The sequence below is a fragment of the Shewanella sp. ULN5 genome (assembly GCF_030731885.1).
GTDB classification, from domain to species: domain Bacteria; phylum Pseudomonadota; class Gammaproteobacteria; order Enterobacterales; family Shewanellaceae; genus Shewanella; species Shewanella holmiensis.
In genome coordinates, this window is the sequence record NZ_JAPJEE010000003.1 from 261,394 (window position 1) to 285,637 (window position 24,244).

Annotated in this window: 18 protein-coding genes and 1 pseudogene; 8 read left to right on the forward strand and 11 right to left on the reverse strand. The window is 41.3% G+C overall.

The annotated features are described in order from the left end of the window. Positions 1-2 precede the first annotated feature (2 nt). The 5 genes from ORI98_RS05130 to ORI98_RS05150 form a co-directional block, all read right to left on the reverse strand. The gene (locus ORI98_RS05130) at positions 3-707 is read right to left on the reverse strand and encodes an ABC transporter substrate-binding protein (RefSeq protein ID WP_261297226.1); all 705 of its coding nucleotides are present in this window, start codon (positions 705-707) and stop codon (positions 3-5) included. Between the two features lie 134 nt (positions 708-841). Beyond that, positions 842-1,471, reverse strand: coding sequence for a DUF2913 family protein (locus ORI98_RS05135; RefSeq protein ID WP_261296963.1), 630 nt, complete (start codon positions 1,469-1,471; stop codon positions 842-844). A gap of 98 nt (positions 1,472-1,569) precedes the next feature. Beyond that, positions 1,570-3,873, reverse strand: coding sequence for an EAL domain-containing protein (locus ORI98_RS05140; RefSeq protein ID WP_261296962.1), 2,304 nt, complete (start codon positions 3,871-3,873; stop codon positions 1,570-1,572). 23 nt (positions 3,874-3,896) lie between these two features. Further along, positions 3,897-5,918: an ATP-binding protein gene (locus ORI98_RS05145; RefSeq protein WP_306134500.1), complete on the reverse strand. Its 2,022-nt coding sequence runs from the start codon at positions 5,916-5,918 to the stop codon at positions 3,897-3,899. A 163-nt stretch (positions 5,919-6,081) separates the two neighbouring features. Then, entirely contained in the window at positions 6,082-6,711 is a 630-nt protein-coding gene (locus ORI98_RS05150) for a peroxiredoxin-like family protein (RefSeq protein ID WP_306134501.1), read from the reverse strand. Between the two features lie 102 nt (positions 6,712-6,813). On the opposite strand from ORI98_RS05150, the gene ORI98_RS05155 reads away from it, so the two are divergent. After that, complete coding sequence (locus ORI98_RS05155) at positions 6,814-7,032, forward strand: DUF6500 family protein (protein WP_306134502.1); 219 nt, start codon at positions 6,814-6,816, stop codon at positions 7,030-7,032. A 52-nt stretch (positions 7,033-7,084) separates the two neighbouring features. Further along, positions 7,085-7,459 (forward strand): nuclear transport factor 2 family protein, encoded by a 375-nt coding sequence (locus tag ORI98_RS05160; RefSeq protein ID WP_306134503.1) that lies wholly within the window; start codon positions 7,085-7,087, stop codon positions 7,457-7,459. Positions 7,460-7,531: 72 nt separating this feature from the next. Here the strand turns inward: ORI98_RS05160 and ORI98_RS05165 are convergent, their stop codons facing one another. Both ORI98_RS05165 and ORI98_RS05170 read right to left on the reverse strand, forming a co-directional pair. Beyond that, positions 7,532-8,833: a DEAD/DEAH box helicase gene (locus ORI98_RS05165; RefSeq protein ID WP_261296957.1), complete on the reverse strand. Its 1,302-nt coding sequence runs from the start codon at positions 8,831-8,833 to the stop codon at positions 7,532-7,534. Between the two features lie 231 nt (positions 8,834-9,064). Then, positions 9,065-10,858: an aminopeptidase P family protein gene (locus ORI98_RS05170; protein ID WP_306134504.1), complete on the reverse strand. Its 1,794-nt coding sequence runs from the start codon at positions 10,856-10,858 to the stop codon at positions 9,065-9,067. A 238-nt stretch (positions 10,859-11,096) separates the two neighbouring features. Between ORI98_RS05170 and ORI98_RS05175 the strand changes: the two genes are divergently transcribed. Then, the gene (locus ORI98_RS05175; protein WP_306134505.1) at positions 11,097-12,317 is read left to right on the forward strand and encodes a Xaa-Pro peptidase family protein; all 1,221 of its coding nucleotides are present in this window, start codon (positions 11,097-11,099) and stop codon (positions 12,315-12,317) included. A gap of 75 nt (positions 12,318-12,392) precedes the next feature. Here the strand turns inward: ORI98_RS05175 and ORI98_RS05180 are convergent, their stop codons facing one another. The 4 genes from ORI98_RS05180 to ORI98_RS05195 all read right to left on the reverse strand — a co-directional run bounded on the left by ORI98_RS05180 (position 12,393) and on the right by ORI98_RS05195 (position 17,684). Further along, positions 12,393-13,385 (reverse strand): catalase family peroxidase, encoded by a 993-nt coding sequence (locus ORI98_RS05180; protein ID WP_306134506.1) that lies wholly within the window; start codon positions 13,383-13,385, stop codon positions 12,393-12,395. 1,432 nt (positions 13,386-14,817) lie between these two features. Further along, positions 14,818-15,114 (reverse strand): hypothetical protein, encoded by a 297-nt coding sequence (locus ORI98_RS05185; RefSeq protein ID WP_261297435.1) that lies wholly within the window; start codon positions 15,112-15,114, stop codon positions 14,818-14,820. Positions 15,115-15,202: 88 nt separating this feature from the next. Beyond that, positions 15,203-15,922: a LytTR family DNA-binding domain-containing protein gene (locus tag ORI98_RS05190; protein WP_306134507.1), complete on the reverse strand. Its 720-nt coding sequence runs from the start codon at positions 15,920-15,922 to the stop codon at positions 15,203-15,205. A 13-nt stretch (positions 15,923-15,935) separates the two neighbouring features. Continuing rightward, the gene (locus ORI98_RS05195) at positions 15,936-17,684 is read right to left on the reverse strand and encodes a sensor histidine kinase (RefSeq protein ID WP_261297437.1); all 1,749 of its coding nucleotides are present in this window, start codon (positions 17,682-17,684) and stop codon (positions 15,936-15,938) included. Between the two features lie 188 nt (positions 17,685-17,872). Here ORI98_RS05195 and ORI98_RS05200 point away from each other — a divergent pair, with 188 nt between their 5' ends. The 5 genes and pseudogenes from ORI98_RS05200 (at position 17,873) to rsgA (ending at position 23,243) form a co-directional block, all read left to right on the forward strand. Then, a complete protein-coding gene (locus ORI98_RS05200) occupies positions 17,873-19,162 on the forward strand; it encodes a serine hydrolase (protein WP_306134508.1) in 1,290 nt (429 codons plus the stop codon). A gap of 626 nt (positions 19,163-19,788) precedes the next feature. Then, positions 19,789-20,766 carry a transposase gene (locus tag ORI98_RS05205; protein ID WP_306134509.1) on the forward strand — a complete coding sequence of 326 codons (978 nt, stop codon included), beginning with the start codon at positions 19,789-19,791 and terminating at the stop codon, positions 20,764-20,766. Positions 20,767-20,986: 220 nt separating this feature from the next. Continuing rightward, positions 20,987-21,100 (forward strand): annotated as a pseudogene (locus ORI98_RS18140) (transposase); the annotation flags it as partial. Between the two features lie 172 nt (positions 21,101-21,272). Continuing rightward, positions 21,273-22,109: an AraC family transcriptional regulator gene (locus ORI98_RS05215; RefSeq protein ID WP_306134510.1), complete on the forward strand. Its 837-nt coding sequence runs from the start codon at positions 21,273-21,275 to the stop codon at positions 22,107-22,109. Positions 22,110-22,166: 57 nt separating this feature from the next. After that, a complete protein-coding gene (rsgA, locus tag ORI98_RS05220; RefSeq protein ID WP_371931117.1) occupies positions 22,167-23,243 on the forward strand; it encodes a ribosome small subunit-dependent GTPase A in 1,077 nt (358 codons plus the stop codon). Positions 23,244-24,244 lie beyond the last annotated feature (1,001 nt).

Consider the following 24,244-nt stretch of genomic DNA (forward strand, 5'->3'; position numbering starts at 1 on the left):
GATTACTGAGTGAGGACTATTTTCTTGGTGTACTTATCGATAATGGTATCAATGGTGCCATCTGCTTTAAGTTGGGCAATGGCCGTATTGATTTGCGGTAATAATCCCTGATGTTCTTTGCGCAAACGCATCACTAGCACGCCATTAGAATGTACTGCAGCAAGGACCACTTTTTGATTAAGTTTATTGCTCCAATAAAGCGCTGGCAGGTCGCCAGAAATAGCCGCTTGAATTCTATTTTTGTGTAACGCCTTAATCAGTTCTCTTTCTGAGGTAAAATCAACCCGAGTAAACAGACTGTCATCGTGATACAGGTACCCCCTGACCGTACCGATGGGCTGATCTTTTATGACTTGAATATTAGCCCATTTCTGTTCATTTTCTTCAAGGGTAATGACGTTTTCTTTTATTTGAATGATTGCATCTGATTGAACAAAGCTTGTGCCCATATCTTCATTTGGAAACCAACTCGGACTGACTAAATCAAAATCCAATAAACCAGTTTCTAACGCTTGATTAGTGCGCTTGGGGGGGTAGTTATGCTTCTCATTTTTAATTTGTGCCAACATTAAAATTTGCGGGACAATTTCCGCTAAAATGCCAGGTTGTTCTGGTTGGTTTGGGATGTAATAAGGCACCCAACTACTCGAGCCATTAATATTATATTTTAACACGACGTCTGCAACAGCGTTGCTGCAGACAAGCATAAGTACAAATGACCCTAAGGCACAAAATAAAGGTTTCAATGATTATCCTTTTTTGAAAACAACCTATGTATTAGGTATATCAGTTTAAGATAAATGTTCAACCTTTTTAGTTGTTGGTTATACTCACTTTGGTCTTACTCTATCGCTAATAAACACAGGCTTTGGTGTTGGTTTTGGGGGGTGACTAAGTAAGTTTTGTGATGTTTGATGAGACTGTTCTTTTTATTCGCCTGACTTAGCAATAATCCGTGAGCTAAAGCATTTTTTGCTAGTGTGTTTTCATTACCTCTAACATAAAGTGCGATAGGTTTAATGATTTGAGACTCTTTACAGTGCAATTGAAGTTGTTCACTACAAATAACGACACTTGATTGCCCATCACCTTCTAACTTTAATTTGGTTGATAATGGTGTATCTGTCACCACTAACCAATTTTGTTGTTTAAAGTCAGCAAGCATTGCCTCTAAGGCCATCGCTAGTTCTGTCGTTTTAGCGGTTTGATATTGCAAAATGATGCGCTCAAGAAGCAGCTTCAATTGTGCTCCAGCACCTTGACTTCGACCTAAACGAATCCACTGAGTTAAATCATCAGCTACCAGTTTTGAAAAACGTTTTGTTTTAAGGGCATCGACCATCCAACTGCATAAAAAGTGGCTTTCTTGTGCTAAGGTACGTTGGCCTTTATGCGATTTATTGGATTCGGTTAAATCGTGAATACCCGCTAAAGCCAATTCGAGTACTGCTGCGTTATAAGTTTCAATCATGCTTTTATCTATTCCAATGCAGATGTTTTATCATTAATGCATAGTCGGTTTGGTTATATGATGCATAGTGTACTTTGAGTGGATTCATTTCGACATGCTTATATCTGATATTGTGCTGATAAGTTGAGAACTTGTTCGATAGTTAATGGTTTGAAAAAATAAAAACCTTGAATCACATTAACGCCCATCTTTTTGACAACGGCAAGTTGCTGCTCTGTTTCGACGCCTTCAACAATCATTTCTTTGCCAAGTTTGACGCCCATATGAATAATACCCTCTAGAACGATTTGGGCATTTTTGTTGTCGACTAAATGAGACACAAATGCACGGTCAATTTTGATGGTATTTAAAGGTAATCTTAGTAAATACCCTAAAGATGAATAACCAGCCCCAAAATCATCCAGGCACACAGTAAACCCATAATCCGCCAGTCTGTCTAATTCTCTGATCGCGGAATCAGAATGAATTAAGGCATTCTCAGTGATTTCTAGCTCCACCCTATCTAAACCAATATTGGCCTGTCTAAAAATAGCGAAAAGATCATCAACAAAGGTTTCATGGTTAAGTGAATTTGCTGACAAGTTAATTGAAATAGGATGGGTAATTTGAGGGTAGTCATTAAGCATTTTGCAGGTGGCTTTAGCCACGTATAAATCGACATCATAATATAAGCCTGACTTCTCGACAGCGGGAATAAATGCACCTGGTGGAATAGCGCCTTTTTCTGCATGATTCCAGCGCAGTAAAGCTTCATAACCTATGATAGTTTCATCTGGTGTATGAACTTTAGGCTGTAACACTAAGAAGAGTTCTTGATGGGTAATTGCATTACGCAAGTCGTTGAGTAAGTTCATTCTATTGTAGGAGTCAACTTCATAACCAGAATCAAACAGCTCGCCAGAGCCTCTGCGGTTTTCTTTGGCAACTTTCAATGCAATTTCAGCATGGCGAAGCAGTAACCCAGCATCAAAACTGGGCTCAATATCATGACGACTATCTTGAGGTGGATGTTGAATATATTCTTTAGAATACTGAGCGGCACCAACCGTGACACCTAAACGAATGGAGTGTTCGTCAATGTTGAAAGGGAATGAACTTCTTAGGGCTATATCTTGTGCTTTAGTTCGGCCGTTGGGCAGTAGCAATGCAAACACATCAGAATGCAAGCGGGCGAGCAACACTTCATCACCATAAGATGATATTAAGTGGGTTGCGATGCGTTTGAGGATTTTATTACCAAACTCATAGCCCAGACTTTCAATAATGTTATGAAAGTAATCAACATCAATTAAATATAGGCAAATATTATCGCCATGTTGGTGATGGTAGGCGCGCGCATAATCGATAAAACCTGCGCGGCTGTACAAACCAGTTACGTCATCATAGTAGGCGGCTTTGTTCAAATAGTTAAAGAATTTGGCATTTTCTAGGCCTACAGCGACATTCATGCAAAAAACCTGCAATAGCTCCTGGTCAACAAGTTTTAGCTTTGCTGCTTTTTCAGCCACAATAACACCTTCCCAAAGTGAAGGTGTCGACAAATACAGGCAGCTGAAGTCGTCATTAAAAAGATGCGCTTTTTGCTTTAGTACCTGATGTACCGCTTGAATAGCACGGTCTTCACTATCTAGCTTTGTTAACCCTTTACCAAAGAGGGGTTGATATTTATGGCTGGCCGCCACCACGACATAATCATCACTTTGGCTGCTAATAATGGCTGACGGGCCATTTTGCGGCCGCTGAGATACACAAAAAATACTTTCTGCTTCAATATCAAATAGTGCCCCTATTTGATTTAATACGCCGCTAGAGAAATCAAAAACAGAGCGCTCTTGCAGTAAATTGGATGAAGCATCAATAATGGCGCGTAACCCTTGACGGCTTTTTTCTAACGCGGTGATTTGTCGATAACTGCGAATGCCAGTAGCTAGTGCGGTGAAGAGTTTGGCACGTGTAAGTTCGCTTTTGGTTTTGTAGGCATTAATTTCATAATCAATAATGACTTTTTCTTCGGGGGCAAAACCAGGTTGACCTGTGCGTAAAATGATTTGCACGAATTTGTTTTTAAGCTCTTCCCGAATACGTTTTACTAGCTTTAAACCTGCATCATCGGTTTCCATCACTACATCAAGCAGTACCAATGCCATATTGGGATTATCTTTGATGATGTTATAGCCTTCAGTGGCATCATAGGCACTCACAAATGCCAAAGGTCGCCCGAGTATTTCTACCCGAGATAACGCCAGTTTAGTCACTTCATGCATGCCAGGCTCATCATCAATAATCCCGATAATCCAAGGTTCAGCTTTTTGTACTGTTTGTTGCTCAATGATGTTTGTCGATGCCGGTGTATCAGTACTATCTGGTTTATCGTTGATTATTTTTAAGAAAAAATCGCTCATTACTCACGCTCCTTGTGCGGTAATTACTTGGGTGCACTGATAGGCATAATAAGGGTGAAGGTGGTGCCATTGTGACTAGCGACACTAATATCGCCGCCTAAAACATTATTGACTATGTTATAGACAATATTCATACCGAGACCCGATCCACCTTGACCAAGTTTGGTGGTGAAGAAAGGATCAAATATTTTATCTATGTGGCTAGTGGGGATCCCAACGCCATTGTCACTGAATTGCAGCTTTATTCTATCGTTCTCTTGTCGGCTTACTTTGACATTGATGTCACCATTTTTCGCGCCATCAAATCCATGAATAATGGCATTGTTAAATAAATTGGTGATGACTTGACCAAAAGGCCCTGGAAAACTGTCCATCATAATGTCCGATGGACAATCAATTGAAATGGTATAAGTAGAACGCTTAATTTGATGTTTTAAGGTATTGAACACTTCATTGAGCATTTCATCGAGTAAAAAAGTTCGACGTTTATCACTTGATTGATCTATTGCCACTTGTTTAAAGCTATGGATTAGTTCAGCTGCACGATTAAGTGCTCGCTGCATGATCACCAAACCTTCCAGACTTTCTTGTTCGAACATTTCTAAATCAGATAAATTTAGTTGTCCCGTTTTGGCTTGAGTCACGAACTCTTTTACTCGGGATTCAAATGTTGAGCTAATGGTTACCGCAATGCCTATCGGAGTGTTGATTTCGTGAGCTATGCCGGCGACCAATGCCCCGAGAGCGGCCATTTTTTCACTATTAATCAGTTTTTTCTGAGCTTGTTTTAAGGTATTTAACGCTTGCTGTAACTTGTCGCGTTCAAGTTCTAGTTGCTGTTTATATTGAGTTTCATTGTGCTGTAATTCGTCAAGCTGACGTAAATCCTGCTGGAACTTTTCGACGTGACTAAACACTTCGCCTAGCTCGTCATCATTATGGTTAAATTGAATATTTCGCTCGCCAAGACGAAGGGCATCGACTGATTGTGCTAATTTTTTTATCGGAAAATAAATGGTCCGTTTAGTATAAAAACTTAATGATACTAATAAAACGATGGTGATCATGGTACACAATGCTAGCAAAATAATGCTTTTCACATTGGTGCTTTTTAAACCTTCAAGTTGGGAAATAACTTGATTAGAGGTGCTGTTAAGTAGCACTGACATTTGCAGTTCAATACCAGCGATTTGCGAATCTCTCATGTTATGGAACGCTTTAGTCGCAGCCGCGCGGGATTTTGGATCATATATGTCAAATAAGCGATGACCATCATCTAATAACTGTTGAAATAGTTGTTTTATATGGGCGATATCAGCTAATTCATCTTCATCTTGCTCTAAGGGTTCGAGCAGTTTAAGCCATTTGAGAAACTCAATAGCATTATCATCAAACTCTTGTTTTGCATCATTATCATTTAATAAGTAGCGTGCTAATGCACTTTGCATATCGCCTGCTTCATCCACTAATTGAAGATAATATTGAATAGCGGGAATGTCATCATTTCTTAATTCGTCTTCGTCAGAGCTCACCCTTGAACCATCGATTTCATCTTGTGCTCTTAAATCAATAATCGCTTCGAGTGGTTTAGCAACATCTTGCAGAAGTTTGGCGGCAAGCGCTTTTGCTGCGATTTCATCTTCAGGGAAATAGACATTAAAAATGAGATTTTGATATTGGTTATCTAAGATACTGATAAGGTGTTCAATGTGTTTAAAATCATTGAGCTGCTGCGGTGTAGTTAATAATTTATTTTTTGTCACACCCTCTTTCACAGTTTGCAATGTTTTTAAATCGAGTAGGTATTTATTCTTTTGTTGGTGATCGCCAAGTAAGTACAAAGCTGCATTGTTTTGCATATTTTTAAGGGTTGAACTCATTGATTCTACAGCTAATTCTAATGGTAAGTCTGTATGTAAAATAGTATCACTGGTCACTAGCATTCTCTGGCTTGTAAAAGCAAAAATGCTGGCAATAAGAATGACCAGTAATGTAATCGAAATAAAGACCTTGTTAAGCTGGGTCAGGATTGATTTGCGAGCCATAGCCATATTTGTAGAATATTGAATGGCTTAAGTGTAGCAAAGGATATTTAAAATGAAATAAAATAAACACAAAAAAAAGGTATAACACATACTGTTGTTATACCCAAAGTGGAGTATGGAGGTGAGGTGGAATCAGAGGTTATTTCATCAAACAGTGTTTAGGTTATTCTAGTAAACGGGCTGCCGATAAAATCAACTCTGGTGCGGGGCGCACCTTGTAATTTGGATTGGCATACATAAATTGAATAAGTCCTGTTTTGTCGCTCATATAAATAGCAGGTACAGGTAACACCAATCGCGCTTCCCCCGTAGGCAGGTTAAATAAGGTGTTAGAAACCCCTAACTTTGCCTGATACATTTTTGTGACCTTATCACTAGTATAGAATGCTAAGCCAAATGATTGAGCTGCCTGCATTTTTTCATCGGACAACAATAGATAATTGAGTTTATTTTTGGTAATTGAAGCTTTGAGTTTTTCTGGAGAGTCAGGAGAAATACCCACTAACTGGATATTCATTGCCAACAACTTAGATTCAATGGCTTGCAGTTGTCCCATTTGAACGTTGCAAAACGGACACCAGCCGCCACGGTAAAAAAACAATACGGTATTTTTATGGCTAACTAACTCTTTTAAATTAACATCTTCACCTTCAACGGTTTGCAAGCTGATGTTTGGGATCTCATGACCGTTTAGCAATGGGCTTATATTGTTTTCATCTATTGCAATTGGTTTGGCTATGGTGATGAAACTAGAAAGCGCTATCGCAGCAGTGATGATTAATTTAGAAAGCATACAGTGTCCTGAAAGTGTAAAAGTGTGGATTAATGCTATAGACCAGAAGATGGAATAAAAACTTTCAGCAAAAGTAAAAATTGATGATAACAAGGAGATAAAATGCGTCAAACATTAAGACAAACTGTGATAGCCGTGTGTCAGCGTAAAATCCAGCAAAAAGGTGACAATGTCGGCTTATCCTTTTATGCCTTTTTTGCCAATAAAAATGATCAACCTGAATTGTTAATGGAGGCGGCTACTTGGTGGATACAAACCCATCAACTAGACCATTTTGAAAAGGCGGTAAAGATTATGGCTTTGGTTAAAGATGGGAAATAGATTAATGAAGATAAATGATTTTTGTGGGTTAACCATTAAGGGAACATGATAGATGCCAAGCGATTATAGTGCACAGGAGTTAGCGACTATTGCACTGATAGACAAACAGTTAGATGCTTACAATGCCAGAGATATTGAAGCCTTTGTGGCTACTTATCATGATGAAATTGAAGTTTTTACTTTAGTCGGCGGGCTGCAATATCAGGGCAAGGAGATATTAAAAGCAAAATACGCTGCTAAGTTTGCAGGGCTTAAATATTTACATGCCACATCACTAACCCGGATTGTACAAGGCCAGTATTTGGTTGACCATGAGTTAGCTGAGTCTGCCAGTGAAGATGAAAATAACATTGATAGAAGTGTCAAAGTGATTGCCGCCTATGAAGTTGAACATGGTCTTATTCGGCGAGTAACTTTTATGGGCTAACCATATGCTTTTATAATAAAAAAGCGCCACCCAAAGGTCGCGCTTTATAGCTTAATTCAACCAAGATTGAAGTTACTTAATCTTTTTATATTTTACCGAATCTTTGGTTTTACCCACGGTAACACGTCGACCTTGCATACTTTTTTCTGCAATCATCTGTGCGCTAGCGCCGTCATCACGTTGCTTACTCTTTGCAAAGCTGCGGCGTTTTTGAATCTGCTTCAGTAACAACTCGCGGTTACTCACTTCATAGCCAGGTACAGTAATGCGACGAATTTTTTGACCGATGAGTTTTTCAATATCAGCTAAGGTACGTTCTTCTTCACGGCTTACAAATGAGATAGCAATACCTGATTTTCCAGCACGGCCTGTGCGACCGATACGGTGGACATAATCCTCGGCTAAGAAAGGTAGGTCGTAATTTACAACGTACTGTAAATCAGGAATGTCTAAGCCGCGAGCCGCCACCTCGGTTGAAACCAAGACGCGGATTTTACCTTCCGTAAACTCACGTAATGCACGGCGTCGACTACCTTGGGCTTTCTCGCCGTGAACCACTGAGGTAGGAATACCATCTAAATTAAGTTCAGTTACTAAGCGGTCACAGTCTTCTCGTGTGGCGCTAAAAACCATGACTTTATGCCAATTTTTGGTGCCGATAAGTTCAGATAATAACTCGCGTTTGCGACGTTGCTCGACAGGGTAAACCACCTGACTAATAGTGTCAGCGGTACTGTTTTGGTCGTTCGCCGCAATAATTTTAGGCTTGTCTAACATCTCATTCGCCAGTTTTTTAACCGCGGTAGAGAAGGTGGCAGAAAACAGTAAGTTTTGACGATTTTTATTCACGGCTTGCATAATTTTTTCAATATCGGCACTAAAGCCCATATCTAACATGCGGTCTGCTTCATCTAATACTAAAAAGTCGACATGGGATAAACTTAAGTTACACGATAAAATGTGTTCTAGTAATCGACCTGGTGTTGCCACAATCACATCGGTACCCCGTTTCATTTTAACGGCTTGGCTGTCCATTTTTACGCCGCCATAAATGGTCAATACATTGATATCCATGTATTTACCGTAGGCAGTAATGTTGTCAGCAACTTGAGCGGCTAATTCACGTGTTGGCGTTAAAATCAGTACGCGGGTGTTTGAGGCGATTCTATCTTTAGGCTTTTCCATCATTTTTTGTAAGATAGGTAAAGCAAATGCAGCGGTTTTACCTGTACCTGTTTGGGCACTGGCTAACACATCCGAACCACGGCGAATGGCTGGAATGGCTTGACGCTGAATAGGGGTCATTGTCTGATAACCGCATTCAGCGATCGCGCGGAGTAGTTCAGGTGCGAAGCTAAAAGATTCAAATTTCATGGTTTCAGTTCCTAATTAAGCAGCAAGCCGACTGTCTATTCGGCGGGGATGTTGGCATTTTTGTGTATATATCACGTCATAGCTTGGCATATTAATGCCATAACTGTTCGTTTTTGACGGGCGCGGAGTATACCAAACTTTTGGATAGAGTTTGTATAGTTCTTGCGCTTTATCAAATAAAAACGGCGATCTGATGAGGATCGCCGTGGTGTGTTGATAAATTTTATCGACTTAAATTGCCGCGGTTACTTTATTTAACCATTTTAAATCATCACCTTGCATAAATGGTGTTAAGGTTTCACGTACTTTGGCGTGATATTGATTAAACCAGTTGATTTCAGCTGTAGTGAGTAATGACTTGTCAATCAAACGGGCGTCTATTGGGATCAATGTAATTGCATCAAACTCATACATTTCACGCTCGCTACCAGTTAACGCCGCGCAGTGTTGTACTATCACCAAGTTTTCTATACGAATACCAAAGCCATTTGTACGGTAGTAACCAGGCTCGTTCGATAACACCATGCCAGGTACTAAAGCGACATTGTTGACGTTTTTACCGATACGCTGTGGGCCTTCATGTACACTTAAAAAGTGACCAACACCGTGCCCAGTGCCATGATCATAATCAAAACCATGTTGCCATAAGTGTTGGCGTGCAAAGGCATCAAGCTGTTGACCTGAAGTGCCTTTAGGGAAGCGGGCTAAATCTAATGCAATATGGCCTTTTAACACCAAGGTGACCATTTTTCGTTGTTCGTCGCTGACATCGCCAATGGCAATTGTGCGGGTAACATCCGTAGTGCCATCTAAATATTGCGCACCAGAATCCACTAGATAGATACTGTTCATTGTCATGGTGCTAGGCGTGCCATTATTATGATTGTAATGGCACATCGCAGCGTTTGGACCAGTAGCTGAAATCGTGTCGAAGCTTGGCTCGCGGTAAAGTGAATCTTGTAAACGATAACTCTCTAATTGCGCGGCTAATACGGCCTCATCATGCATAATGCCTTGTTCAACTTGGTTATCTAGCCAAGCTAAAAAGCGTGAAACGGCAACGCCATCACGCACATGACAAGCTCTCATTCCCGCTAGCTCAGCAGCATTTTTTTGTGCTTTGGGTAACGCAACAGGATCAAGTCCGGCAATCAGTTTTGCGCCAGCAGCCTGAGCTTGCAGCTGTGAAAATGCGTTGGCTGAATGCGGGTCGGCAAGTAATTTTACGCCTGTTAATGCGGCTAATGCAGTTGCCAGTTCGGCTTCATCTTTTACCGTTACGCCTTGACCTACGTGTTCAGTAAAACCACTAGGCACTTTGCTTAGGTCGGTAAATAAGGTCATGTCGCCATTGGTTGCGAGTAATGCGCTACCTAAAATCACCGGCAAGCGAGGGACATCGTTGCCACGAATATTAAGTAACCAGCAAAAAGAATCTAGTGCAGCAATAAGCGCGACATCAGCACCTTGTTTTTTAACTAAAGCGCCTATTTGCTGACGCTTATCTAGGCTGTTTCTTCCTGCTCCCTCATGGCTGAAAAGTGTGAAAGGAGAGGTTGGCAGTTGTGGACGATCTTGCCAGTGCACATCAATCGGGTTTTGCTTTACATCGACTAACTCAATGTCAGCTTTATCAAATTGCGCTTTAGCTTGTTGGTACCAGGCTAAGGTATGTAAACGGCTATCAATACCCACTTTGCTTCCCGCGCCTAATGTGTCAACTAGCCACTCAATCTGAGGGTCATCAGTTAGGCTTAAATACTGGAACAAAGTACCGTCAACTTGCTGTGGAACCTGAACGGTATAACGGCCATCAGTAAAGATGGCAGCTGTGTCTTTTAACACAATGGCCATGCCTGCAGAGCCTGTAAAACCTGTGGCCCAACGAAGTCGTTCATTTCTCACTGGAACGTATTCACCGAGATATTCATCAGCGCGGGGAATAATGAAAGCATCGATATTTTCGAGGGTAAATTGCTGGCGAATAGCGCTTAAACGTTCTGCAATAACAGCTGATTGGGACATAAAGAGTTGGCTCCAGTGGTAGGATTGAGCAAGAAAGTAACGTGGCCTGATTATCTCAAGCTCGGATGTTATGTTGCAAGTTAACTGTATTTTAACTTGACCTAATTAATTGTAACTTTATATTGTATACAATTTCAATCGAACAACACATAGTATTATTATCCCCCCATCAAACACCTGTATATGGTAGTTTGAATAGAGGATATCAGTTACTTATTCACTTAATATTGGAGTAAAAATGACAATAGGTATTGGCGGCGTTAGCCCACAACAAGCCCTTGATGGCTTAAAGAATATGACTCAAGGTGTTGCACCTATTGCCTTATCAGAGTTTGAGGCGCGTATCGCCAAAGCGCAGCTTATTATGCAGCAACAAGGTATTGATGCTGTTTACTTAAATGCCGGTACTAATCTTTATTACTTTACCGGAACCCGTTGGTACGCCAGCGAGCGCTTAGTGGGTGCCATTTTACCGGCTACTGGAAAGGTGCAATATATTGCTCCAGCTTTTGAGCTTGATACATTGCAGGGCTTCATGGTGGTAAAAGGCGAGGTGAATACCTGGCATGAAGATGAAAGTCCTTATGTGTTAGTTGCGACGACGCTTAATCAGATGGGGTTTGATGTTACTCGGGCAAAATTAGCCATCGATGAGTCAACATCCTATTTTATCAGTAATGGTATTGCTAAAGCCGCGCCGCAATTAACCCTGGTAGATGCTAAAACGGTTACGGCAGGTTGTCGGATGATTAAATCATCGACAGAGCTAGCGTTGATTCAACAGGCGATGAATATGACCCTTGAGGTGCATAAAGCAGCGGCCAGTATTTTACACGAAGGCATTACAACTGATGAAGTGACAGCCTTTATCGATGCGGCGCACCGAAAAGTGGGGGCGAGTCGTGGTTCTTATTTTTGCATTGTGTTGTTTGGCGAAGATACCGCATATCCACATGGCGTTAAGTCGCCTAAAGCTTTATCCAAAAATGATACGGTGCTAATTGATACAGGTTGCCAGTTAGAAGGCTATAACTCAGATATCACCCGTACTTATGTGTTTGGTGAACCCAGTGCCCGTCAACGTGAATTATGGCAATTAGAACAACAAGCTCAGCTTGCGGCGTTTAATATCGCTAAAGTTGATTTACCCTGTGGTGATGTTGATACGGCGGCAAGACAAGTATTAGAAAAAGCAGGCTTTGGCCCTGGCTATGCCGTACCAGGATTACCGCATCGTACTGGCCATGGTATAGGTTTAGATATTCATGAGTGGCCATATTTGGTGAAAAGCGATCGCACGCCATTAGCCGCGGGGATGTGTTTTAGTAATGAACCTATGTTATGCGTACCAGGGGAATTTGGTATTCGTCATGAAGATCATTTTTACATGACTGCAGATGGGGCTAAGTGGTTTACCTTACCCGCCAAATCGATTGATGATCCTTTTTACCTTGGATAACTAACGCGAGTAAATTGGCAATATATAAGCCTCCATCAGCCTAAGTTGATGGAGGCTTTTTATCTGGTGCGTTGTTTAGTTACGTCTAATAAAAGATTCAATATAAGCTGCGGAGCGAGCATTCAATATCGGATCAGCCGACGGCGCTATGCCTTTAGGCAATTGTAGTGGGTTAAAAATACCTTTATCACACTCAAGCGTGGCTTTTGCATCGTCATGCTGACCGTTAATAATCACTTGGCCGATTAATAGTCGTGGTCTAGAGGTTGGCCAAACTATGGTGGGATCATTGACGTTATCTTGTTTTTCTGCAAGTTGAACAAACAGATCCCAGGTTGCCGGTGTCGTGCTAATACGCTCAATCAATTCCTTGTGTAAAAAGTTATCTGGCTTTTGAGCTAGCTCATCGGCTGATGCGGTTATCACGCCATTAGCTGGCTCAAAAATCCATCTTCCGGCAACTGGTTCACCATTTTTTGAGGTGAACATAAAGCTATTGACGCCAAAATAGCGATTGTCTGCATAACTGATCGTCGGCGGCAGCTTTTTTATATAATCAAAAAAAGCCTTAGCATCGGGTTTATTGTCAATCAACCATTGTTTGCCTTCATTACCTTGTTTTACTTTGGTTTGAAATGTAAAAAAATCCTCAAGATTACTGGCAAAAAACACCTCGGCATTTGAGGTGACAAACTGTAGGCTTTCAGTATCACCATTTAGCTTTAGTGACATGAAGCGACCTGCAGTTTTATCTGATGATTGGGGATTGGTGCCACCTAATGAAAAACGGGCAACGATATCAATATTGGCTTGCGTGAAAAACTCAATCGCGAATGTATCAGTGATTTGAGGATTGGGCTTAAACACACCAGAAGTACAAAATCCGTTGGCATGATTGCGTAATTTCACTTTTTTACCCGCATCGCGACTGAGGTCATCAGGGGTTCCGTTTACGGCATCAACTAATTCAGAGATTGTTCTTTCTGTGGCTGCAGCAGGTAACATCAACATGGGAATGGCAGTAAACAGACTTGCTTTGATTAGCATTGATAGTGTGCGAGTTTGCATAGTAATCCTTTTGCATAGTTTTTCTGGGTACAGGATAAAGAAAGGCTTAAGGTGATATTTGTTTCACCATTACAAAAATAAAATGCTTGATGACAAACAATCTAAACTTACCATGATAAGAAATGTTGGTTTGTTATATTTTTTATGTTTGGCTGAGCAGTGTGAGCAGTGTGAGCAGTGTGAGCAGTTTTGGTTTAGTGTCTAGCTGCGTTGGAATTGGTTATGCCCCACTTTTTGTTTGGAATATGGCCTACGGCCACTAACGTCGTGGCGCTTCGCCCACACCAGACTAAAGGGGCAAAACGCACGCTTTTTTACAAAAGAAGCCCTTTGGAAACCCTCAGCGCCCCAGACGAAAAATGCTGAAAAGCGCATAATTTTCGATGGGGATCGATCCAGCTTTAAACCTCATCTGTAATCGGCTTCGGCCATTTTCACCTAATATAAAAAATATCCTAACGCTTCTGATGGGCCGTCCATGGCCCAACGAAAGCTAGCGTGGCATCCATGCCAAGCTCACAGCCTTTTTTCGATGACCTCAATTCAAACCGAACATCCAAGCTTTTCTTATGGAATTGTTACGAATGAAGTTACATCGAAGATGTGAAAATTTCGGGTGCAGATGAGCCAGCGAGTATCCAAAACATGGATGTTTTGGTTAAGCCCACATGGATGCGCTTGCGGCGTCTCGCTGGATTATCTGCACATAAGGTCACTCTTTCACATCCATGTGACCGCGACATTCCGTTCATCCTGAACATCCCAGCGGCAGGCAATTGGTTAGATTGACGCTATGGTCTTCCATAATTGAGCAGAGATAAATGAATTAGACTGTGGGTGTCTGTAACTCACTTTTGCCCCATTCCTTGTTTCGGCACCGTTTGCAAGAAGATTCTGTGACATGGTTGTTGGCCAAATTTTAGTAATGCTACATAGTGACTGTAATTACGGTGGCGATTCATCTTCATAAAGCTTAAAGTGTTAACTTAACTATTATTTTATGCTTGCTAGCGAAGGGATTTGGCATGTCGGTTATTCGTCATATTGATATACAAAACTTTAGAACAATTAAAATCTTTCTTGGAATCCAAAGCTTGGGCTTAACTGTCTAATCGGGCCAGGGGATTCTGGTAGGTCAACAATTTTAGATGCCATTGATTTGGCTCTAGGTGCAGGATGCTCTTACTCATTCAACGATGCAGATTTTTACCAATTAGATACTTCATCTCCATTGACTATCACAGTGACAATTGGCCAGCTTCATGATGAGTTAAAAATGTTGAACGATATGGTTTTTTCTTCGAGGCTTTAATTTTGAGACCAAAGAAATCTTTGACGAGCCACCTAATCGAAAAATTTAGTTGAAAGCTCACTTTGGCTAGATAAAAGTCTAAGTGGCTAAACTCGCCCAAAGCTATACCCTGTAGTTTTTCTATACGTTGTTTTGATAGAGTTTTTCAGTCGCATTCTTAAGTTTAGCGTGCGGGATGAACTGATCTGCGATGGTTAAAATGGCGTGAATATTATTCGTCAATTTTTCGACTTCCAATTCGCCCGGTTTTATAGCGGTTTGCAGCAGATGAATTGCCATGTCAGCAAGCAGTATTCTTTGTTTTTCGAGCCACTGCTCATCGTCTTTTTTTGCTGTATTGCTCAAGTAACTACTTTCAACAATATTGTGCAGTTTGCCACTTTCTTCGATCAATTCTTTACGTTCAAAGTCGTTCATATAGTATTCTTCTTAAGTGTTATGGAGCCTATAAAATCGCGACAATTTTCTACACATTGCGTGCTATTCAAGCCTCTCGATTAAATAGTTAAATACCGCTTAACTGTTTTCTTACTTGTTCATACTTCGTTCTTCCGACAGGAACTTCCTCTCCTGAATTGAGCAATAGTGTGTACTTACTTCCTTCTTGGATTCTAACAGACTTAACTTTTCGCATATCGACCAGATATGAGCGGTGAACGCGCATAAAGCTTTCGGGAAGTAGTTGCTCAATTTTCTCAATGTTTTTACTGTGCAGCACTTTTGTTGGCATGACTTCATCCGAAGAGGAGAGATTAAGCCAAGTGTAGTGACCGTCTGCTTGAATATAATTAATGTCTTCGAGGGATATTAGCTGGAGCTCTCCGGCTTTTTTTACGCTTAAATATTTACAGCTACGGTATTCGCTTTTTCGGTTGTTTAACAGTCTCTCAAAAGCCTGGATAAGCCGTTCTTTGGTAAAGGGTTTGGCGATAAAATCTAAGACGCCATACTCAAAAGCTTCAATTGCTTTTTCTGCATAAGCCGAAATAATAATGGTATGAAATGCCGCTGCAAGTTTACTTTTTAATAGTGTGAAGCCATCACGGCCCATTAAATTCAAGTCAAGCAGTAAGACATCAATGGTATTTTCGCTAAGGAACGATTCGGCATTATCGATATCATCAAAGCAGATTATTTTAGGGGCTTTTGCAATCAAGATCTCTGCAGTAAGACGTTGGATACGTTGCTGTATGAGTGGTTCATCTTCAACAATGACAATTACCATATCGTTCTCGTTATTAATTTGCTGTTGTGTTGATGTTTAAGTAGCTGATCTGTGATATCCAGTTGTCACCAGACTCATAGCTGGCAAACTCGGCTTCTTTTTGATTCAACTCGGCTAGTTTAGCATGAATAAAATGGTTTCCACTGCCTGTACCTTGGTGGTTGGTGTTGTTTTCGATCGGTGTTATCAAGGTCAAATTTACCTGTCTACCTGCTTGAGTTACCTTAAGTTCGAAGGTTCTATCACTGGATATTTTGTTATGGGTAAAACAGTTCTCTACCAAACTATGCAATATAGCAGAGGGGACCCAAATCCCTTCCACTTCGCCAACTACCGCTAATTGATAATCTTTCTGATAGCGGATTGACATGATTTGTATATGGTTTTTGCATAAGGCAATCTCGTCGAATAGCGGGACATAGTCTTGCTCGTTATGCTGAGTCAGTTGCCGGAATTCCTGACTTAAAGCAGAAATCAAGACAAGGGCATCCTGTGGTTTGGTTTCGATCAGTTCCATTAACTGAGTTAAACAATTCATCAAAAAGTGTGGCTGCATGTTACGTCTAAGCAGTTCAGTTTTGATGCGCTCCGCTTTTAATGAACGTGCTTTGTGCTGTCTCATTTCTTTGATTAGTGCCACCAACATGGTGATAACAATAGCGATAAAAAACATCGCAAAACCAAACTCTACAAAATATTCGGGGTAGAAAATAATGAAGCCGATACCAATGAGGATAAGCACAGAAACGGCTTTACCTTGTCCACTTTTTCTTATTTGCAGCAGGTTAATAACAAGCGACCAGAATAAAGCAGCAAAGAAAAGAACCACACTGGTGGTGTCATAACTAAGATCCAGTAAGGAAATAATGATCAAGCTTATTAGGCTGGATGTTACCCATATTTTGACCTGCTTAAGTCTAAAGTATGCGACGTAAAACATAGGTAGCAAGAAACTTGTAATGAAGGTAAGCACAAGGATGACAGACAGCCGCAGTGCATGCCAATTGTAGGGATAATCTAACCAGAACTTTGCTTGTTCTACGCTTAATAGAAGCGCGGCGAATAAGCATAGAACACTGAACATTTGATAGGATTTTTCTGCTTGATACAGCCAATTTACCAGTTGAAAGATAACAAACAGAATCACTAAGACACCGATGAAAAAAGCACTCAACATGCTCACCAATAAAACCATATTAGCTAACTTTTGTTCATCGACTATGGCCAATACATAGCCGATAGAATCGAGCTCTTTGCCAACCTTGAAAGTCGATATGGTTGCACTCAACATGTGCTCCCCATCGTTCAATAAGTCATCTGATAGTCTTACCAAGGTTTTTATTGTCCCAGGATCTTCATCAATAAACGACCGTGCAGGTAAGCCATTTGAAATCAGCGGTTTATTGTCCCATCTAAAATCTGTGGAACCTAACATACCAACTAATAACGAAGGGTTGCTCGATAGTGTTTCCCGCTGAATATTGATCTTTGCTCGCAGACAAAAAAACTGGTTTTGAGGCAGTTCACTGAAGCTAATATGTTGCCAGTCACTTTGGTCTACTCCGGAGGCGTGACATTGAATACTTGTGCTGGATTCATTGCTTTTTATGGGCCTTATTTGAATCTGAGTAAATACATTGTTCGGCATGCTTGGGCGATATTCAGTATCTGCCGAGTTGTTGTTTTGTGACCACGCCGGTAATGCAGAGAAAAAAATAAGCGCAACATGCAAAAGAAAGATGATTGGTTTGTATTTGCCCATGTTTCGATCCGGTTTTTATTTATACCGTGCATTCTACGTTAATTAACCCGAAGTGAAATGTCGTTGGTGATGTTCACGAGCAGTTGAAGCATTTCTGTCACCAAACTAACCACCTGAAGCTTATTGTGATGACCAGTCAAAAATGAATATCGGTTTTTGTGAGCCGAACAACATAGCGAGACACTGTCATGATGAATTTTGTTAAATGGGTATCGGTCGTTCTGGGTGTGATGAGCCTCTGGGTTTTACTTAATGTTGTATCAACCACCCAAGGCTGGTTTAAAGAACCCATTGCTCCGACCAATGATAACGCCTCTTTTATGGCTGAAGCGGTTAAATCAATCAAAACAGAAGCCAAGGGAAACGGTATTTTTGTCTTAATCAATGAGGGAAAAGTATTCGATGAGTTTTCCTATTCTAAAGGCGAAACAGTGACAACAGACACAATATTTGGTGTTGCTTCATTGGGCAAGTGGGTCGCGGCTTATGGTGTTATGAAACTTGTCGAGCAAGGTAAGCTTGATTTAGATGCGCCTGTAGCAAATTATCTCACGCGTTGGCAATTGCCGCCTAGTCAGTTTGATAACGAACAAGTCACCATACGCCGTTTGTTAAGCCATACCGCGGGGATAACCGATGGCTTAGGTCACAATGGTTTTTCAAGCGCAGAACAAGTACAAGCACTTGAACAGCATTTAACCCAAGCCTTAGACGCCGATGAGGGAGTTAACGGCCAAGTATTGGTAGGTATTGAGCCTGGTACTCAATTTAAGTATTCGGGTGGGAGTTACAATTTACTGCAACTGATTGTTGAAGAAGTTAGCGGTATGTCCTTTAGTGCTTACATGCATCGTGCAGTGTTTGAGCCACTGAATATGACAAAGACCAGTTATGACAAAGACCAGTTTGGTGGCAATTTAGCGCAATACTTCGACGATAAAGGCACCGTTAGGCAGTATCCTTATTACACTTCATTGGCTGCAACGGGCTTGTATACCAGCGCGAATGATCTGGTCAAATTCTTAAACCACAACATTACGCTTGCAGAAATGGAAAGTAACACTCCCGATTTACTTTCTGCATCGACGCTTAAACAGATGCGAACCCCAAACGCGACTAGCATGGGAATAGATATTTGGGGCTTAGGCGTCATGCTGTTTGCCAGTAATAATGCTGGCGATTTTATAATTGGGCATGGTGGGCAATCACCTTCTTTGAATGCAAGCTTGCGTGTAAATCCTAGCACAGGCAACGGCATCATTATGTTAACGACTGGTAACAGTGCGCTGGCCGCTGATACTGCTACACAATGGACGTTGTGGGAAACCGGTAACCCAGATATGTACATGCTGCGTCACATGATCCCTAAAATGTTAAAAACAGCAGCTATTGGATGTTTGGTCATTTTTGTTCTGAGCCTGCTGTACATCCTAATGGCTCGACGCAAAGCAAAAAAATTGGCTACTCGAAAGCATTAATCACTGCAAAACAAAACAACGTTATTTAAGAAAGGTAAATTAAAATGAATAAAATCTCAGAATTGGTAGCTGTAGGGTTGGTGTTTTTCTTATCAGGGTGCGCCGTACCGGTAATTGTCTATGAAATTACTACTGAAGTTTTGGATGGAAATCGAATCGATAGGGAAACTAGACGGTCTATTGCCGAAACCTAGAATGACATTGCACAATTGAAAGATAAAACCTCAGGTACTGTCAACACAGTGGGGGTCAGGCCTTAAAAATCACATAATGTCAAATGTAAGGCCTGACCCCATAACCTTATAAAACCACAACTTAAAAACTGCCGCTGAACTCGGCGTTAAGCGAAAAGTCATCAATGGAGTTAGTATGAATATTGATCATCGAATCTTGTATGTTTTGTCATTATTGGTAGTACTACATACAGGTTTAGCCAACGCAGAAGGCGTAACAGCGCAAAATGATTTACGAAAGAACAAAAAATAATTGAGACATCCAAGATTGTTGGCTGATTTTAAAAAATAATTGATACATCCAAGGCTAAATAATTGAGATACCCAAGATTGTTGGCTAAATATTAAGCGCTGAACTACGCTTTATTTACGCTTTTAAAATGGTAAATAAAGATGGCCAGACCAAGACAAACTATCGTTAGCCTAGATGATACGCCTTACTATCACTGTTGTTCGCGTGTGGTACGTAAGGCGTTTTTGTGCGGCTTTGATAAATCAACGGGTGAGAATTTTGAGCATCGGCGCGAGTGGGTTGATTCACGCATTCTAGAGTTAGCGACCGTCTTTGCTATTGATATCTGTGCTTATGCCGTGATGAGTAATCACTTACATGTGGTTATAAAAGTCGATGCTGACAAAGCAAAAAAGTGGTCAGATAAAGAAGTGCTAATTCAATGGCACAAGGGCTTTAAAGGTACGTTACTCACGCACAAATACCTTAAAGAGGAAGACCTTAACCAGTTTGAACTTCAAACGGTTAACGAATGCATTACCGAATACCGTAATCGCTTAATTGATATCAGTTGGTTTATGCGCTCACTCAGTGAGCCTATAGCCAGAATGGCTAACAAAGAAGATAAATGTACCGGAAGATTCTGGGAAGGCAGATTTAAATCTCAGGCTTTGCTTGATGAAGCCGCAGTTTTAGCCTGTATGGCTTATGTCGATTTAAACCCAATTCGTGCTCAAATGGCCGCAACCCCTGAAAAATCAGATTACACCAGTATTCAGCGCCGTATCAATTCAGCAATGAAAGGCGAGCAACCACCAGAGCTATTACCGTTTGTGGGTAATGAGCGACTTAATATGCCTAACGGGCTTATGTTCAGCGTGAAAGACTACATCGTCTTAGTTGAAGATACCGGTCGGATAATTCGAGAAGATAAGCGTGGTGCCATTAGCTCAAGTAGCCAGGACATACTGAATAGACTCAACATCCCCGCAGAGAATTGGCTTAAAATCACTACTGAATTTGGTGCATTATTTAAAGGAGCTGTCGGAGCATTACCCGCATTAACTGAATATTGTGAGCATTTAGAGCGAAAGCGACGACAAGGCGCTGCAAATTGTCAGCGCTGGCTGTGCGCTTAAGTCATCATCCCCAATCAAATTACAATTCTTTTAACACTTGATGGTTAACAAGTTTTTCTGATGTGCTAAATTTCTTAGATGACCATAAATCACTCATTTAAGGATAATATTTTAGCCATATCGATAAAAATTGATGAGTTGAACACATCGATCGTAACCCTCGCCAAAGCCATGAAAACGAGTTATGTTCTTTGTTCAAAAAATGGGTGGCATTTTTGTGTTGGTACGTAAGGCGTTTTTGTGCGGCTTTGATAAATCAACGGGTGAGAATTTTGAGCATCGGCGCGAGTGGGTTGATTCACGCATTCTAGAGTTAGCGACCGTCTTTGCTATTGTTCAAAAAATGGGTGGCATTTTTGTGCCTGGCTGTTAAACCGAATTGTTCGGATTGAATTTGACTCCAAATAAACCGTCAACCCTTTACGAGACCCTAGCAGGGGATTATTTATGCTTGTGCTGATCTGGTTTATAGTATTAATTCCCTATCCAAGCAGTCGGTGAACGGCATGAACCATTGGCTACAACCCCCTCAATCCTCTCGCATTGCCAAATATGTTGAATGCTACTGGTTGATCGAAAAACTCCATGATTCAGAGTGCTTTCAGTATCCAAAGCTCAACCCTGATCCTTCGGCGCATTTGATTATTTCGCCTCATAGCCAAGCCTACCTTTATGATCTCAACCCCGGTACTGTTATGGGAGTTGGAAGTCATTGGCTTTATCCTCATCAACAAACCTTCGAGTTAGACCACTCTAAGGCCTTTGTTCATCTTGGGATAAAGTTCCAAGTAGGCGCTCTATATTGCTTACCTGAATTTTCTGAAAACCCACTGGCACTTGATAAGGTTGAGCTAGCTAAAGACTCAATGCTGTTCAAGCAGTTGGGCGTGGATGAAAACGCTTTAATTGAATTAGCTCAAACCAATCCACAGCAATGTGTTGACCAGTTAGATACTGTACTCGGCCCTTGGCTAGAACAATGCGTTGAGGATCAGCACAGCAAGATCACCCGTAAGGCGCTGCAACATCTCGATCAAAGTACCATTTCCGGTTTGGGTGAGATGCTTTACTGCTCGCAGCGGACATTAGAAAGAAGCTTTCAGCGCACAACTGGGCTAACCCTCAAACAGTGCCAATCCATGAATCGCCTAGAGGCGATGCTAGCATACCTCTATCAACGGGATTCTACTGAGCTAGATTGGGTTGAGGTTGCGTTCATGTTTGGCTTTAGCGATCAACCTCATTTGATCCGCTACCTAAAAAAGACGTTAGGCTTTACCCCCAAAACCTATGAGAAACAGCGAGGGCTGACAATTGATGCTTATGGTGGCGTTAGCTCATAGTCAGATTAAGGTTGTCGGAAATATTCAATCATCACAGACAAGGACACTCTATGATGAGTGAAATCATTAAACGTGAGAGTACAACGCATGAGTAGTCAAATCCCAACATTTCAACAACTTGGGTGGAAACCTTTTTTTCAGCAGCAACTTAGTCTAGAAGATTTGACAGATTATAGTGTGGCTCGAGTGATTGAGCATCATCGTGACCGTGTTGTGGTTATCTCGGAACAAGGCCAGCAAAGCCTAACTTTTACAGTTAATGATGAAAAAATTTGTGTTGGTGATTGGCTGCTATTTGATGACCAACTAAGAGTACATCGAAGCCTAGAGCGTCAATCACTGTTTGAACGCAAAGCGCCGGGTTCAAAGGTCTCTACCCAGCTAATCGCCTCCAATATTGATACGGTGATGATCGTCTCTTCACTCAATCATGACTTTAGCCTGAGCAGAATTGAGCGCTACCTAACGCTAGCTCGTGAAGCGATGGTAGAGCCGGTGATCCTCTTAACTAAAGCAGATCTGTGTGAAGACGCTGACAGTAAGCGAGAGCAAGTGCAGGAGCTAGACTCCATGCTAGAAGTGCACACTCTTAATGCGCTAGATGAGCAGGATATTAAGTCACTTGAACCTTATTGTCGTAATGGAAAAACTATCGCCTTTATGGGCTCATCAGGCGTTGGCAAATCAACCCTCGTGAATAACTTGTTGGGCTTTGAATCTCAGCAGACGAGCGGTATTCGAGAAGATGACAGTAAGGGTCGCCACACCACCACTCACAGAGCGTTAAAAGTAATGTCAAACGGCGGCATTCTAATGGATACCCCCGGAATGCGTGAGTTACAGTTAGGTAGTAGTGAACAAGGGGTTAGCGAGACCTTTGCAGAGATAACAGAGCTCGCACAGCAATGTCGTTTTTCAGACTGCTCGCATGGCAGTGAACCGGGATGCGCTGTTCAACGAGCAATAAAAGCGGGTGAACTAGCAGAAAGGCGTCTGCATAGTTATCAAAAATTGCTCAAAGAGCAAGCGCTAAACGGAGCGACTCTGGCTGAAAAACGCTCTAAAGATAAAGCCCTCGGAAAGCTAATCAATAGCACTCAGAATGCCTCAAAGCAATTTAAGAAAGGTTATTGAACCGCGCTTACTTAAATGATTAATCCTGCATTTTTCCAATTGTTGTGTGTATGGAGGTATGGTTAATTAGGCATGCAGTTTATAGGTTTTGCCATACCTTAGATAATCCGTTAAATGCTGATTTAGCAAAATCGCTGACTCACAATTGTCCATTTTTGAGTCAGCGAAGATGTCGCTGACTCACTTATGCCCCAAAACGAGTTTTGATTATGGCCTTTGGCCCTAAACGTCGTGGTGCTTCGCCCACACCAGACCAAAGGGGCAAAACGCTTGCGCCCCTTTAGAAACCCTCAGCGCCCCAGACGAAAAATACTGAAAAGCGCATAATTTTCGATGGGGATCGATCCAGCTTTAAACTTCATCTGTATCCAGCGTCGGCCATTGTCACCTAATATAAAAAATATCCTAACGCTTCCGATGGGCCGTCCCTGGCCCAACGAAAGCTAGCGTGGCATCCATGCCAAGCTCACGGGTTCTCGGAATAAAGAGTCTCGATGACCTCAATTCAAAATGGACATCCCAGCTTTTCTTATGGAATTGTTACAAATGAAGTTGAATCGAAGAAGCGAAAATATCATCTGCATAAGAACCTGCGGCAGGCAATAGATTAGATTAAAGTCACGGACGGACTTAATCTAACTAATTTAACTTCTATTAAAACATTGAATTAAAGCCATAAAGTAGATTAAAGTATCAAACTTAAGGACAAAGTTGGGTAACCTCGAACACAATCATCGAGCGCACCATTTAGGGAAGAAAAAGCCATTCAATAGCATGTGCCCATCAGCTCCCTTTTTAAAGTTTACTCTGACCCTGACGAATCCCCACAAAAGAATGAATAAAAATAATGAGATAGGTTAAAAACTGAGGAACATTCATGGCATTTGGTGATCAAATTTATCGCCAAACAAATATTACCACGAATAAATGCCATGAATGCAAAACACGTTTTATCAAAATGCCTATCCCTTGTCACCCCGTTAATGCACAAAACTCGCCGA

What these genes read in the sequence shown, in the direction of transcription:
- ORI98_RS05130 (WP_261297226.1), bottom strand. Translation starts at nt 707, where the DNA reads ATGCTTGTCTGCAGCAACGCTGTTGCAGACGTCGTGTTAAAATATAAT.
- ORI98_RS05135 (WP_261296963.1), bottom strand. Translation starts at nt 1,471, where the DNA reads ATGATTGAAACTTATAACGCAGCAGTACTCGAATTGGCTTTAGCGGGT.
- ORI98_RS05140 (WP_261296962.1), bottom strand. Translation starts at nt 3,873, where the DNA reads ATGAGCGATTTTTTCTTAAAAATAATCAACGATAAACCAGATAGTACT.
- ORI98_RS05145 (WP_306134500.1), bottom strand. Translation starts at nt 5,918, where the DNA reads ATGGCTCGCAAATCAATCCTGACCCAGCTTAACAAGGTCTTTATTTCG.
- ORI98_RS05150 (WP_306134501.1), bottom strand. Translation starts at nt 6,711, where the DNA reads ATGCTTTCTAAATTAATCATCACTGCTGCGATAGCGCTTTCTAGTTTC.
- ORI98_RS05155 (WP_306134502.1), top strand. Translation starts at nt 6,814, where the DNA reads ATGCGTCAAACATTAAGACAAACTGTGATAGCCGTGTGTCAGCGTAAA.
- ORI98_RS05160 (WP_306134503.1), top strand. Translation starts at nt 7,085, where the DNA reads ATGCCAAGCGATTATAGTGCACAGGAGTTAGCGACTATTGCACTGATA.
- ORI98_RS05165 (WP_261296957.1), bottom strand. Translation starts at nt 8,833, where the DNA reads ATGAAATTTGAATCTTTTAGCTTCGCACCTGAACTACTCCGCGCGATC.
- ORI98_RS05170 (WP_306134504.1), bottom strand. Translation starts at nt 10,858, where the DNA reads ATGTCCCAATCAGCTGTTATTGCAGAACGTTTAAGCGCTATTCGCCAG.
- ORI98_RS05175 (WP_306134505.1), top strand. Translation starts at nt 11,097, where the DNA reads ATGACAATAGGTATTGGCGGCGTTAGCCCACAACAAGCCCTTGATGGC.
- ORI98_RS05180 (WP_306134506.1), bottom strand. Translation starts at nt 13,385, where the DNA reads ATGCAAACTCGCACACTATCAATGCTAATCAAAGCAAGTCTGTTTACT.
- ORI98_RS05185 (WP_261297435.1), bottom strand. Translation starts at nt 15,114, where the DNA reads ATGAACGACTTTGAACGTAAAGAATTGATCGAAGAAAGTGGCAAACTG.
- ORI98_RS05190 (WP_306134507.1), bottom strand. Translation starts at nt 15,922, where the DNA reads ATGGTAATTGTCATTGTTGAAGATGAACCACTCATACAGCAACGTATC.
- ORI98_RS05195 (WP_261297437.1), bottom strand. Translation starts at nt 17,684, where the DNA reads ATGGGCAAATACAAACCAATCATCTTTCTTTTGCATGTTGCGCTTATT.
- ORI98_RS05200 (WP_306134508.1), top strand. Translation starts at nt 17,873, where the DNA reads ATGATGAATTTTGTTAAATGGGTATCGGTCGTTCTGGGTGTGATGAGC.
- ORI98_RS05205 (WP_306134509.1), top strand. Translation starts at nt 19,789, where the DNA reads ATGGCCAGACCAAGACAAACTATCGTTAGCCTAGATGATACGCCTTAC.
- ORI98_RS05215 (WP_306134510.1), top strand. Translation starts at nt 21,273, where the DNA reads ATGAACCATTGGCTACAACCCCCTCAATCCTCTCGCATTGCCAAATAT.